The following is a 12571-nucleotide window of genomic DNA, read 5'->3' on the forward strand; positions in this document are numbered from 1 at the left end:
CTTGATGCCCCTGGCGGACGCGCTGCTGCTATCGGAGCCGGAGCGGCAGCACCTGCACCTGGTAGCCCGGTGCGAGTCGCCGGCACCGCGGCACCGGCCGGTGCCGGCGCGCGCCTCGTTGCGGGTGATGCTGGCCGGGCTGTCGCAACTGCCGGCCTATGTCGTGGGCTTCCGGCTCGACGTGCTGGCCCACAACCAGGCTGCGGCGGCGCTGTTCGGAACGGGCTTCGGCACCGGCTGGCGGCCAATCTCGCACGGCTGGAGACCCGGCAACCCGCCGCACGCAGCTGGACTGGCGTCAGGCGAGGCTGGGAGAGTCCCTGCGAGGGCTAGAGGTCGTTGCCGGCGTAGGAGAGATTGAAGCTCTTGTTGGTCAGCGGGAAGTCGGGAACGATGGTGTCGGTGAGGGCAACGGGGAGTGCCGGCCAGTTGAAGAAGGAGGGGTCGACGATCTTGACGCGGGTGAGCCGGCCGTGGTCGTCGAGTTCGATGCGGTGGGTGAGGGTGCCGCGCCAGCCTTCGACGATGCCGGCTCCGCTGCTCGCGTGGGCCCGCCGGGGTGGTTGGGCGGTGGAGGTGAACGCCAGTCCTGGTTTGAGTTCGAGCTGCTCTGCCAGCTGGGTGATGATGTTCAGGGAGGTCTGGATCTCGTTCGCTCGTAGGTTGAAGCGGGCCAGGACATCGCCGTCGGTGCTGGTGTGGACGGTGAGCGCCGGCGTCAGTTCGACGAAGGGGTGGTCTCTGCGGGCGTCGATGTCGACCCCGCTGGCGCGGGCGACGTAGCCGAGTGTGGCGAGGTCGCCGGCCTGCTGGCGGGACAGGACGGCCGTGCCGGTGAAGCGTTCCCGCACGATGCTGTTGCCGAGCGCGAGTTGGACGATCTCGGCGATGTCGGCCGCGATGCCCGTCAGAACGGTGGGATCGGGGAGCTGCTGGATCTCGGTGTGGCCGGGGCGGATGGCGCCACGCAGCAACCGGTGCCCGGTGGTGTCGGCGTTGAGCCGCAGCAGTTGCTCGCGGACTCGTTGGGCGTGCGCGGAAAGGATGCCGTAGCCGACGTCGTTGCAGAGTGCGCCGATGTCGGTGATGTGGTTGTAGATGCGTTCCAGCTCCAGGAGCAGCGCGCGGACGCGTTGTGCGCTGGGAGAAACTGGGATGCCGAGGGCTTCTTCGACGGCGAGGCTGTAGGCGAGACAGTGGCCGACGGCGGTGTCGCCGCTGATCCGTTCGGCGAGCTCGACACCGTCTTGTGGCGTGCGGCCCTGGAAGAGCTTCTCGATGCCCTTGTAGACGAACCACAAGCGGGGCTTGAGTTTCAGGATCGTCTCGCCGACGACCGAGAACCGGAAGTGGCCGGGTTCGATGAGTCCGGCGTGGACCGGGCCGACGGGGATTTCGTAGACGCCTGGCCCTTCGACCGTACGGAACGGGTAGGGCCCTTCGGGGTCGCCGAATGCCGGCGGCTCGCCGGCGTCGGCGCGCATCGGGTGCCAGCCCTTGGGCCAGTGGAAGTGCCGTACGAGGCGTCGCGGTAATGGATGGTCGACTGGTGTGATGCCGAACAGGTCGTGCAGCTCTCGTTCGAACCGTCCGCCGGGAAAGGAGATCCCGGCGATCGTGGGCAGATAGGGCTCGGCCCGGTCCAGGTGCACCGACAGCTCTGTGCGCCGGTCGGGGTTGGTTGCCAGGAACAGATAGACGACCCGGAAGGTGTCACCGTCGTCGTGGCCGGCGACCAGGGCGAGCCGGAAGCCTTCGGTCAGCAGGCCGGCGCTGCGCTCGACGAGCTCGGACCGCGAGAGATGGAAGGTGGATCTGGTGCTCGTGGCGATTGGTCCCGGGGTTGTCATGGTGTTCCTACCGTTGCCGCGGCGTCGAGGAGCAAGTGGTTGAGCGGGCCGAGCGTGACTCCGAGGACGGCGCAGGCGAGCAGCCCGGCCACCATCGGCAGGTTGGCTGTGAGTGACCCTGTGAGCGACCCTGGGAACTGGCCGGCTGCGGGCTTGGTCTCTGCCGGGCCGGGGTCTCCGGGTGTGCCGAGGAGTATCCGGCTGGTGTGGGACAGCAGCGCGGCCCCGATGGTCAGTGTGAGGACGAGCGCGGCGGAGGTGGCCCAGCCCAGGCCCGTGGCGAAACCGGCGGTGGCGATGCCGAGCGTGCTGGCGAACAGGCTGAACGGAGGGAAGCCCAGCAGGGCGAGGATCCCGAGGCCGAAGCACGCGGCCAGCACCGGCTGCCGGACCAGCAGGCCGCGGACGCCCGCGATCGTGCTTGTCCCCGTGCTCTGCAGGATTCGGCCGGACCCGATGAACAGGACGGACTTACCCAGCCCATGCCCGAGCACGTGCAGCAGCACGGCAGCGATCGCGCCACGTGTCCCGGCGGCCGCACCGAGGGCGAGCAGGCTCATGTGCTCGATGCTGGAGTAGGCGAGCATCCGCTTGTAGTCGCGTTGCGCCAAGATCAGCGAGGCGGCCACCAGTAGGGAGGCGATCGCGATGACGATCAGCAGCGTACGGGTGAAACCGGGGCCAAGGGCGGGGTCCGCGACGGCCTTGACCCGCAGGATCGCGTAGAACGCGACAGACAGCAGGACTCCGGACATCAGCGCCGAGACCGGTGCGGGTGCTTGCCCGTGCGCGTCGGGAAGCCAGGCGTGCAGCGGCGCCAGACCGGCCTTGGTGCCGAACCCGATGATCAGCAGCGCGACCGCGATCCGGGTGACGCCGTGGTCGAGGTCCGGCGCGTGCGCCACCAGCGTGGTCCAGTCCAGCCCGCCGGTATGCGACGCAGTGCTGGATCCTGGTCCGGCGTCAGGTCCAGCGTGCAGTGCGGCGTAGTTCAGCAGAACCGTGCCCAGGAATGCCAGCGCGATTCCGACCGAGCAGATCACGACGTACTTCCAGGCCGCCTCGATCGCGGTGCGGGTACGGCGTTGACCGACCAGGAACGCGGTGGCGATGGTGGTGGCCTCGACCGCGGCCCAGAGCACGCCGAGGTTCGCCGCGAGGACGGCGGTGGCCATCGCGGCCAGGAACGCTTGCACCAGGAGGCTGTGCCGGCGTGCCGTCCTGGGCGTCGCCCGGCCGGCGTCGATCTCACCGGCCATCCAGGCAGGGGTGGCCGAGGTGGCGATCAGCGCGACCGCACCGATCGCGATCACCAGGTACGCGCTGAGCGCGTCGACCCGCAACAGCCCGGCGACGGCGGCACGGGACTGGTGGACGGAGACAGCTACGGCGACCGTGACACCGGCCACGAGCATCCCGGCCGCGCAGGCCGCGGCTACCCACCTGGTGCCCGAACGCCAGCCGAACAAGGCGTACACGACCGCCCCGAGCACCGGTACCAGGATCGGTGCGGCCACCAGCAGGCTGGTCATGAGTCGCGCAACTCCTTCAGCTCGTCCAGATCCGTGTCACCAAACGTCGACCGGATCCGCCCGGCCAGCAGTTGCAGCACGAGCACGATGAACAACACATCCAGTGAGACCGCGAGCTCGACCACCAGGGGAACTCCGGCCGTCGTCAGGAACGCCGTGGTGGTGATGCCGTTGTCGATCAGTAGGAATCCGACGATCTGGGAGACCGCGCGCCTTCGCGTGACCAGGACGAAGAAACCGATCAGAACGACGGTTATCCCGGTCGGGATGGCCTGGGCCGCAGGCCCTGGCGCCAACGCCACCAGGGGCGCGGACACCGCGTAGGCGAGCAGCGTCAGGCCGGCGCCGACGAGCAGGGACACCGCCACGTTGACCAGGGGCCTGGTCTCGCGTGCCTGGGTGCCGCTGCCGAGCGCCCTGTGCACGATGACCGGCAGCACGACGGCTCGCAGCGCGAGGATGCCGGCCGCCAGCACACCCAGCTCCACCGACCCGTCGTGCACCGCGACGATTGCCACGATTCCGGCCAGGAACGCACCCTGCAACGCGAACAGCCGGATGATATGGACGAGGTCGCGGCGCCACAGGACGAGGACGGCCGTGAGCAGGAACGCGCCCGCGGCCAGGTTCAGCAGCTGAACGTACGTCGCTTGGTTCATCCGCTCACCGATCCGCTGTAGAACGATGCGACGACGGCGAGCAGTGCCAGCAGGAACGACCCGGCCAGCAGCTCGGGCACCCTGAACAACCGCAGCTTCGCCATGAACACCTCACCCGCCGCGAGGACGACGGCCAGAACGGCGGCCTTGGTGGCGAACGCGGCCACGGCGACCAGCAACGCCAGGGGTGCCACACCGATGGCGATCCCCCATGGTGCGAGGAAGCTCGCCAGCAGCCCGAGGAACACCGTCAGCCGCATCGCCGAGGCCCACTCGACGATGGCCAGGTCGGGTCCGGAGTACTCCAGGATCATCGCCTCGTGCACCATCGTCAGCTCCAGGTGCGTGGACGGGTTGTCGACGGGCAGCCGTCCGGTCTCGGCGATGATCGCCACCGCGACGGCCACGCCGGCCAGGATCGCGGCGGGTGTGACCACGCGGCCGGGCTCCTCGGCGGTAGCGGCCACGATCGCGGCCAGGTTGGTCGAGCCGACCGGCACTGCCAGCGCGAGGATCGCGACCAGCAGCGTGGGCTCCACCAGTGCGACTATCGTCATCTCGCGGCTGGAACCCATACCACCGAAGGCGGTTCCGGTGTCGATACCGGCCAGCGCGGTCGCGACGGTACCGAGGGTCAGCAACGCGACGACCGCGAACAGGTCCGCCGCCGGGTCCAGCGGCGACCGTGTGGTCAGGAACGGCGCCACCGCGCAGACAACCAGGGTGGTGGCGGCCAGCACCAACGGCGCGATGCGGAAGACCTCACTCGTCCCCTGCGGTGTCAAAGGTTCCTTGCGTAGGAGCTTGCGCAGGTCCCGCCACGGCTGCAGAATGCCGGCTCCGGCGCGGCCTTCCAGCCGGGCGCGTACCTGCCGCATCACGCCGACCAGCAGCGGCGAGCCGAGCGCGATCAGAACGACCTGGGCGAGCGCGCCGGTCACACCGATGAGGGTGTTCACCGCGTCACCGCCAGCAGGATCAGGACGCCGGTCAGCGTGACGAACCCGTAGCCGAGGTAGCGGTGCACGCTGCCGTTGGCCAGCTGGCGGCCGGCCTTCCCCCAGCGTCTGGCCAGGGTGATGACGGGATGGTAGAGCCGCCGCTCGATCCGATCGGGGACACGTCGCCGGTACTCGATGCTGTCGACGAGGTAGCGGGACTCGGTGACATGAGTGACGTTCACATCCTGCTCCGGTGCCAGGACGTCGTCGAAGACCCGCTGCAACGGTTCGGCGAACGACGTCGCGGTGTACTCCATCCGCGCGGTCAACGGCCCCGCACCGCAGTCCCACAGCCGCGCCGCCCGGCGTTGCCGCCGCGCGAGCACGACTCGTAGCGCGAGCACCAGCAGCAGGCCGGCCACGGTCAGGGCGACGGCGACGATCAGCGGAGAGATGGAGCCCGCGAAATCGTCCAGTCGAAGCGTCAGGAGCCCTTGTGTAGCAGCTATCGCGCGGTGCGACGTCATCGTCGAGGCCACGCCGCCCAGCAGCGGGAGCAGCAGTCCTGGGAACATCGCCAAGACGAGGATGGCACCGGACATCAGCCCGGCCGCGGCAAGCATGCTGGTCGGGCTCTCAGTCGCCCGTGCCGCGGCTTGGCTACGAGGCTTGGCCAGAAAACCGATCCCGAACGCCTTCACCAACGTCGCCACACCCACACCGGCAGTGAGCGCGATCGCCGCCACCGCGATGGTCATCGTGACAGCCGTCCCAACGCCGTTCGACCTCAGCCCGTGGACCAAGCTCTGCAGCAGTAACCACTCGCTGACGAACGCGTTGCCAGGCGGCAGGGCGGAAGCGGCCAGCGCACCGACACCGAAGAACGCCGTCGTGGCGGGCATGCCGATCCTCAACCCACCAAGCGAATCCAGGTCACGAGTCCCGGTGGCGTGCAGCACCGAGCCGGCCGACAGGAACAGCACGGTCTTGAACGTGGCGTGGTTGAGGATGTGCAGCAACGCGGCGGTGATCGCCAGCCCGGCAACGACCGGCTCGCCAGTGGCGGCGAACATGCCGCCCGCACCTACGCCGACCAACACCAGGCCGAGGTTCTCCGTCGTCGACCAGCCGAGCATCCGCTTCAGGTCGGTGGCCATCGCCGCCTGCAGGATGCCGTACACCGCCGACACGCTGCCCAGCACGAGCACCACCAGCCACCACCACGCGGGCCCGCCACCCAGCAGGTCGAAACCCACCCGCAGGATGCCGTACACACCGAGGTTCACCATCGCCGCCGACATCAGCGCCGACACCTGACTCGGTGCCTCCGGATGAGCGCGCGGCAGCCAGGCGTGCAACGGCACGATCCCGGCCTTCGACGCGAATCCCACCAGCGTCAACCCGAACACCAGCGACCTCAACGCCGGCGACAACCCTTCCGCACCTTCCCGCAACTGCTCGAACCGGCCATCCTGCGTACCAACCTGGGTGGCGAACAACACCAGCCCGACCAGAATGGTCACCAGCCCCAGATGGGTGAGCACCGCGTACCACACACCCGCCTCGGTCACCGAGGCCCGCTTGCGATGCTCCGACAGCACCAGCAGCAGCGACGCCAGCGCCATCAACTCCCAGCACAGCAGGAACGTCGCAACGCTGGCCGCCAGCGGCACCAGCATCAACGCGGCCACGAAAACCGCGAGCACCACATGCGTCACGCGGCCGGCACGCCGGCCGTACCCGACGTGATAGACCCCGACAACCGACGCCACCGCGCCGGTGACCGCGACGAAGAACCCGCCGAGCTGGTCCAGGACCACATGGACGCCGAACAACGGAAGCACCGCTGGGAGATCGACCACCAGCCGCTCGCCGGCAGTCCCGGCAACCCCGGCGACCACGGCCGCACCACCCGACACCGCGAGGGCGCAGCCGACCACCGCCGACCGAAGCCGTACCGGAACCAGCAATCCGGCAAGCGCGGACAGCCCTGCCATGGCCAGGCACACCGCCAGGCCAATCTGTGCCACGCTCACCGGCCGGTCACACCGCGCAACGCCGCGACGATCGCCTCGGGAGGTGGCGGACAGCCCGCAACCTCGACATCGACCGGCACAAAGTCTCCGACCGCACCGGCGACACCCGGTCCACCGGAGAAGACACCACAGTCACGGGCACAGTCACCGACCGCGATGACCACCTTGGGCCCAGGCACGGCCTGATACGTACGCCGCAACGGCTCCGCCATGTTGTGAGTCACCGGCCCGGTCACCAGCAGGCCGTCGGCATGCCGCGGCGAAGCGACCAACCGCGCGCCGTACCGCTCAACGTCATACACGGGCCCGAACGCCCCACCGATCTCGATCTCGCAGCCGTTGCACGACCCCGCGTCCACGTGCCGAAGCTGCATCGATCCGCCCAACGACTCCGCGACCTCCGGGCTCACTCGGCCGCCCTCCTCGAGGCCCGGCGCCGGCTCGGCCACCCGGCCGGTCCGCAGGATCTTCCGCAACAAACCCACAACGACATTCCCTCAACTTCTCGACGAGCGGCGCTTGGACGAGGACTTCCTACCGGCTCCGCTGACGCCGCCGGTACCGCGCAGGTCCTCCAGCAGCTCGGCCTGACCAGAAAGCACATTGGTCAAAATGGTCCGAGCCACCGCCAAGAGCTCGGCGACATACGGGCTGACCAGCGAGTAGAACACCGTGGACCCCTCGCGGCGGGTGGTCACCAAACCCGCCCGCCGCAGCACGGCCAGCTGTTGCGACAGATGCGCCGCTTCGATACCAACCTCCGGCAGCATCTCTCCCACCGAATGCTCACGCTCACTGAGCAACTCCAGGACCCGGATCCGCGCCGGATGGCCGAGCGTCTTGAAGAACTCCGCCTTCAGCTGATAAAGCGGCGTACTCACCCGCACCGACCCGTCCGCTCGAAACGGCGAGCCGACTGCCCACGCCTGTAGATCTTCATTACTTGCCAACTTTAGCAACTACGAAAACCAACACACCTGGGCCGGGTGCCGCGGCGCGCGACTTCCCTTCCGGGCTTGGTCTCTCGCGGGGGTGCCTCGTTGATCACCCTGGGCCTGTTCAGTATTGGCGAGGCGCGCGGCCCTCTGGAGCTTCGATCAGGCACGGACTGGGTGGCTGCCGAGCTCAGTGCTCGGCAGCGTGAGCTCGTACTCGAGCCGCAGTTCCTTCGACAGCGGGCCATCCTCGCTGCCTAGGCCTTTCGCAGCCGCCAACGCCGACCTGGCCGCTGCCGGCCGGCTGTTTCGCCGCGCGTGCGGGGAGGGCGAGTAGCGTGCCGACGCCGAGTGGGACGCCGACCAGATAGACCGCGAACGCCGCATGCCACGAGATCCCGCCTACCGCGCGTGGAGCGAGTTCGTGCCCTACCTCGACTACGACGTGGAGATCCGCCGCGTCATCTACTCCACCAGCGCCGTCGAGTCACTCAACGCCCGCTTCGGATTCCCACAGCGCCCGAGTCCAGCTGCTGGATGAGTGCTGGTTGGTATCCCATGGTGTGCATGACGGCGCGGGCGTGGGCGCGGTAGAGCTGGTCGGTGTCGTGGATGAGGTGGGTGAGGCTGCCGAAGATCTCGGTTCGGCCGGGGTCGGCGGCGCCGGATCGGACAGCATCGTGGTAGGTGGTGAGGGCGACTGTGGTGAGCCGGCCCCCGGCGGGCGTGGTGACGTCGCCGGAGGCTTGGTAACCGGGGACGGGTGTACCGAAGATCAGCGCGAAGTCGGCCCGGTGGGCCAGGGACCAGTCGCGGTAGGCCTGGCAGATCGCCCACCAGCGGTCCGCGTGGTCGTCGGCGGAACGGGTGTCGCGAGCGGCGGCCACGGCGTCGGCGAGGGAGTCGAAGGCCTCGGCGCAGAGGGTGCTGATCAGATCGTCGTGGCTGGCGAAGTAGCGATAGAGCGCCGAGGGTGAGGTGCGCATCTGCCGGGCGATCGAACGTAGCGACATCCCGCCCGGGCCCTGTTCGGCGAGCTGTTGCCGGGCGAGGTTCTTGATCTCGTCGATGGTGGCCTGCCGGTATGCCTCGCGCGCGCAAACCGTTGACTTCACGTGGACTTGAAGCAGGAAGCTGACCGGCATGACGACTCCAGTGATCGCCGCCCTTGACCGCGCGGAGCGCCAGCCGCAGGCCGCTCGGCCGCGCGAGCGCTCCGACGATCTGCTGACCCCCACGCCGGGAGCGCGCGTTCTCGACGTCGGCTGCGGCACCGGGGGCCATGCTTGGGCCCGACTCGACACGCCCCACCCACAGGTCACAGGTGTGAACGCCGGCGGCCGGGACGAACTCGAGGGCCACCGTGACGTCGGCAGGTTGATGCTCTGGTTGCAGTTCGCTCCTGTTTCTGGCCGTGCGGAAACGTGCGAACCCGATGAAACAAAGGGATTCGGACTACTGCGTACGCGGTGCGAGACGATCGCTGGATCGAGTCTCGACTTCAGCCGTCGGCGATACCAGGTCGCGATGGATAACGCGAATCAGTGCTGGTCAGTACCAGTCGCGTTGGACCAGGTTGCTGCCGTAGACGTCCCCGGGTTCGGCGTTGGGTAGCGTCCATTGGTTCCATCTGAGCGGCCGGTCACCTGGTGGGTGGATGCCGTGTACGACGGTGCCGGCGAGTTTGCCCTGGCCGCCGGGTGCGCCGATGAACAGTTCGGTCGCTTTGCCGGTGTTGCCGGCCCCGCAGGAGAGTTGGGCGCCGAAGTGTGCACTGGCGGTCACCTGGCCTCCTGTTGTCCTGGCGGTGAGGTTGGGTGCGTCGGGCATCCCGATGACCGCGCCGGCGTCGGTGACACCGTCGACGTCCTTGCCGGGCGCACCGGCCAGTAGCAGCGCGGTTGGATCGCGGTCGTACTGGATGTATGCACAGAGTGCGGCACCGAACCGGTCGCCCTGCTCTGCCCGGGTACCGTCGGCGTCGTTCTCGGTGTATGCCGGTCCGCCTCGGAACCTCCACTGGCCCGCAACGCGTTCCAGGCCGACCACCATGCCGGCGTCCCGGACGCCGTCGACGTCGCGGCCGGGTACACCGATCCAGATGCCACCGTCCCGGCCCGGCGCGAACGACGAGCCGAACGCGTCGCCGGCCGCCGGCTTTCCGGGCACACCGTCCTTGCCAAGGTGGTGGATGCGGTACGTCAACCCGGCGACCGCCAGCCCGGCGCCCGGCTGCCCATCGACTGTGGCTCCGGGCGCGCCCCACCAGTCCGTTGTGAGCGTCGTGCCGAGCCGGTCGCCGGACTGCGGTGGGCGGGGGGAGCCGCGGTTGTCCAGCGTGTGCAGCACACCCTGCACGTCTGGCAGCTTGCCGCTGTAGTCGAGTTCGATGTACTTGGTGAGGTCCAGGACGGCCACGCCACCGGCGGCCCTGGCGTCGCCGACGTCCAGGCCGGGCACGCCCACGTACACCTGGGTCGCGCCGTAGTCCTCGGTGGCATGGGCGTCCATCGCGGCGCCGAACTCGGCGCCGGCTTGAGCGTGCCAGCGCGTGGCGGTGGACTGCTTGGTCTGTGAGCGGCGGACCAGGACGTCGTTCTGGGTGATCAGGTCGAGGTATCGGAACGTCTTACCCGTGCGTTCGAACACGAAGATGCCGCCGGCGTCCGGTTTGCCGTCGACAGTCAGTCCGGGTGCTCCGACCAGCAGGAAGTTGGGGCTGCGGTGTTCGATCTCGATCAGTTGGCCGGAGAACACGGCGGCGCCGAACCGCAAACCTGGTTGCGGCTTCGGTGGGGCAACCACCTGGCGTTCCCCCGTCGTGGCGCGGAATTCCACGACACCGGAGCCGTCCTGCCCGGGCGCGCCGACATAGCTGTCTGTGAGGGGCGGATCCTTCACGCTGCCGAGGTTCTGGTTCGCAGCCGAATCCGAAGGCGAGGCGGTCGGCTGGCCCTGTGTGCACCCGGCGGCCAGGAGCACCGCGGCGCAGGCCGCTAACGTGGGAATCAGTGACACATCGTGTCCTTGCAGTTCAGCCGACGTTACACAAGTACCGACTCGGCAAGACCACGGAAGGTTGCCCCATGAGTGGGTAGGGGCTGGTGTGCGAGTGCGCGCATGACGTCGCGGAGGCGTTCTTGAGAGCGACGGCCGGGCGGCCGTCGCTTCGTTTGTTTTGTTGCCAGGCGGCGGAAAATCGTGGCGCGGTGTCGGATCGGGCGGTCGCCGTTCGTGGGGAAGGTGCAGGGAGGTCGCAGTGGCCACCTCGGCAAGGAGAAGACATGAGGTTGACGCCATGCGCAAACTGACCTTCGCCATGAACGTGAGCCTGGACGGCTACATCGCCGCGCCCGGCGGCGACCTCAGCTGGGGCGTACCGAGCCACGAGCTGTTCCAATGGTGGTCCGACCGGGTGGGGGCGACGAGCCTGGCGCTGTACGGGCGGCTCCATGGACATCGGCGGTGTCACGCTCGCCGCGGCGGCCATGCGGGCCGGGCTGATCGACGAGTACGCGATCGTCACCCATCCGGTCCTGGTGGGCGGCGGCACGCCGTTCTTCACAGCCCTGGACAACTGGGTGAACCTGAGCCTGCTGGAGACCCGGACGTTTCCCGACGGTGTGGTCCTGGCCAGGTACGAGACCAGGCGCTGAGTGCCCGACGTCGGATCAGCGCGGGCTTCGGGTACCGGTCGGGCGATTACTGATTCAGATACGGATTCGGGCGCCGGTTGGTCTCCCTAGCATCGAAGGAGCACGGGTGGAACGGGAACTGATCGACGTTGACTGGAGCAGATCGTGACTACAACTGGCCGAACCAGACCTTTCCGATTCGGGGTCGTCGCCCCGATCATGACGGACCTGCCGGCATGGCGGGACCAGGTGCGCCGGATCGCCGACAGCGGGTACTCCACGTTGCTGATGCCGGACGTCCCACCTTGGCAGCCGGCGCCTGGACCCACGCTGGCCGTCGCGGCGACAGTGGCTGACCTGCGAGTCGGTACTTGGGTGTACGCCTCCGCGCTGCGGCAGGCTCCGAACACCGCTTGGGAAGCGCACTCGCTGTCAGTGCTCACCGAGGGTCGCTTCGAGATGGGCATCGGCATCGGCAGGCCTGGCATCGAATCCGAGCTGGGACTGCCCGTTCTGCCGCCGGGCGAGCGGCTGGCCCAGGTACGGAAAACCGTGACGACGCTGCGAGATCTCGACGGCCCCGACCTGCACACGCCGGTAGTGATGGCCGTACGCGGACCGAAGGCCCGGGCCCTGGCGGCCGACCAAGCGGACACAGCCACCTTCGCGCTGATGCCGGGAGACGATCGGGCCGAGATCACGCGGGTGGTACGCGAGTTCCGCCCCACCCGCGACGTCGAGCTCTCGCAGCATGTCGCGGTGGTCGGTGACGCCCGCGCGCCGTTCATGGCGCCGCCCGACATCGACCCGACAGCCCTGCGCGCGACGAACTCGCTGGCGATTCTTCCGGCCGACCCCGCGGCCGCCGCCGAGGAGATCCAGCGGCGACGGGAGGAGATCGGCTTCTCCTACTTCGTCTTCGGCGCCAACTCCGCCGACACGCTCGCCCCGGTCGTTGCCAAGCTGGCCGGACACTAGGCGGT

At 68.8% G+C, this 12571-nt stretch carries 11 protein-coding genes and 2 pseudogenes; 4 read left to right on the top strand and 9 right to left on the bottom strand.

Annotated features, from left to right (window positions below):
* Positions 1 to 4 precede the first annotated feature (4 nt).
* Entirely contained in the window at positions 5 to 361 is a 357-nt protein-coding gene (locus ACYVF6_RS02020; protein ID WP_460515072.1) for an MmyB family transcriptional regulator, read from the top strand.
* Here the strand turns inward: ACYVF6_RS02020 and ACYVF6_RS02025 are convergent.
* The 7 genes from ACYVF6_RS02025 to ACYVF6_RS02055 are packed head-to-tail and all read right to left on the bottom strand — an operon-like array spanning position 330 to position 7899.
* Positions 330 to 1850 carry a hydrogenase large subunit gene (locus ACYVF6_RS02025; protein ID WP_460515074.1) on the bottom strand — a complete coding sequence of 507 codons (1521 nt, stop codon included), beginning with the start codon at positions 1848 to 1850 and terminating at the stop codon, positions 330 to 332. The two genes, ACYVF6_RS02020 and ACYVF6_RS02025, sit on opposite strands and share 32 nt — an antisense overlap.
* A complete protein-coding gene (locus tag ACYVF6_RS02030) occupies positions 1847 to 3382 on the bottom strand; it encodes a proton-conducting transporter transmembrane domain-containing protein (RefSeq protein ID WP_460515076.1) in 1536 nt (511 codons plus the stop codon). Before ACYVF6_RS02030 ends, ACYVF6_RS02025 begins: the two co-directional genes overlap by 4 nt.
* Positions 3379 to 4041, bottom strand: coding sequence for a hypothetical protein (locus tag ACYVF6_RS02035; protein ID WP_460515078.1), 663 nt, complete (start codon positions 4039 to 4041; stop codon positions 3379 to 3381). Before ACYVF6_RS02035 ends, ACYVF6_RS02030 begins: the two co-directional genes overlap by 4 nt.
* Complete coding sequence (locus ACYVF6_RS02040; protein WP_460515080.1) at positions 4038 to 5000, bottom strand: respiratory chain complex I subunit 1 family protein; 963 nt, start codon at positions 4998 to 5000, stop codon at positions 4038 to 4040. Before ACYVF6_RS02040 ends, ACYVF6_RS02035 begins: the two co-directional genes overlap by 4 nt.
* Positions 4997 to 7018: a proton-conducting transporter transmembrane domain-containing protein gene (locus ACYVF6_RS02045; protein ID WP_460515082.1), complete on the bottom strand. Its 2022-nt coding sequence runs from the start codon at positions 7016 to 7018 to the stop codon at positions 4997 to 4999. The genes ACYVF6_RS02040 and ACYVF6_RS02045 overlap by 4 nt, the downstream gene beginning before the upstream one ends.
* Positions 7015 to 7503, bottom strand: a complete 489-nt coding sequence (locus ACYVF6_RS02050) for an NADH-quinone oxidoreductase subunit B family protein (protein ID WP_460515084.1) — start codon at positions 7501 to 7503, stop codon at positions 7015 to 7017. The genes ACYVF6_RS02045 and ACYVF6_RS02050 overlap by 4 nt, the downstream gene beginning before the upstream one ends.
* Before the next feature lie 12 nt (positions 7504 to 7515).
* Positions 7516 to 7899, bottom strand: a complete 384-nt coding sequence (locus ACYVF6_RS02055) for an ArsR/SmtB family transcription factor (RefSeq protein WP_460515086.1) — start codon at positions 7897 to 7899, stop codon at positions 7516 to 7518.
* Positions 7900 to 8359: 460 nt separating this feature from the next.
* On the opposite strand from ACYVF6_RS02055, the pseudogene ACYVF6_RS02060 reads away from it, so the two are divergent.
* Positions 8360 to 8458, top strand: a pseudogene (locus ACYVF6_RS02060) (transposase); the annotation flags it as partial.
* Here the strand turns inward: ACYVF6_RS02060 and ACYVF6_RS02065 are convergent.
* Both ACYVF6_RS02065 and ACYVF6_RS02070 read right to left on the bottom strand, forming a co-directional pair.
* Positions 8445 to 9098, bottom strand: a complete 654-nt coding sequence (locus tag ACYVF6_RS02065) for a TetR/AcrR family transcriptional regulator (protein WP_460515088.1) — start codon at positions 9096 to 9098, stop codon at positions 8445 to 8447. The pseudogene ACYVF6_RS02060 and the gene ACYVF6_RS02065 sit on opposite strands and share 14 nt — an antisense overlap.
* A 406-nt stretch (positions 9099 to 9504) precedes the next feature.
* Positions 9505 to 10854 (bottom strand): hypothetical protein, encoded by a 1350-nt coding sequence (locus ACYVF6_RS02070; protein WP_460515090.1) that lies wholly within the window; start codon positions 10852 to 10854, stop codon positions 9505 to 9507.
* A gap of 397 nt (positions 10855 to 11251) precedes the next feature.
* Between ACYVF6_RS02070 and ACYVF6_RS02075 the strand changes: the two are divergent.
* Both ACYVF6_RS02075 and ACYVF6_RS02080 read left to right on the top strand, forming a co-directional pair.
* A pseudogene (locus tag ACYVF6_RS02075) lies at positions 11252 to 11609 on the top strand (dihydrofolate reductase family protein).
* Between the two features lie 198 nt (positions 11610 to 11807).
* On the top strand, positions 11808 to 12566 hold the full coding sequence (locus tag ACYVF6_RS02080; protein ID WP_460515092.1) for an LLM class flavin-dependent oxidoreductase: 759 nt from the start codon (positions 11808 to 11810) through the stop codon (positions 12564 to 12566).
* The last annotated feature ends 5 nt before the right edge of the window (positions 12567 to 12571 follow it).

Source organism: Flindersiella endophytica (assembly GCF_054779015.1).